The organism is Brevibacterium sp. LS14, from assembly GCF_012027885.1.
Lineage (GTDB): Bacteria > Actinomycetota > Actinomycetes > Actinomycetales > Brevibacteriaceae > Brevibacterium > Brevibacterium casei.
In genome coordinates this window covers 1-376 of record NZ_SJXG01000018.1, presented here as the reverse complement: position 1 = coordinate 376, position 376 = coordinate 1, and the positions used below count along the sequence as shown (strand labels likewise).

General features: G+C 56.1%; 1 rRNA gene. It reads right to left on the bottom strand.

Features of this window, described 5'->3' with window-relative positions:
• Positions 1 to 366, bottom strand: a 23S ribosomal RNA gene (locus EZE58_RS17165); the annotation flags it as partial.
• Between the last annotated feature and the right edge of the window lie 10 nt (positions 367 to 376).

Below are 376 nucleotides of genomic sequence, written 5' to 3'. Positions count from 1 at the left end.
AGCACTCATCAGCGTCTCGGTCATGCTGAACCGAACACACACACCCCACAACACCATGTACGCAACACCAGCACGCTTGACACGCACACGGTTTAGGCTCATCCAGTTTCGCTCGCCACTACTCCCGGAATCATTCTTATTTTCTCTTCCTACGGGTACTGAGATGTTTCACTTCCCCGCGTTCCCTCCACACACCCTATATATTCAGGTGCGGGTCACCGCACTCGCATGCGGCGGGGTTCCCCCATTCGGACATCCTCGGATCACAGCCCGTTTATCGGCTCCCCGAGGCTTATCGCAGATTTCCACGTCCTTCATCGGCTCCTGATGCCAAGGCATCCACCATGCGCTCTTACACACTCACACCCACCCCTAG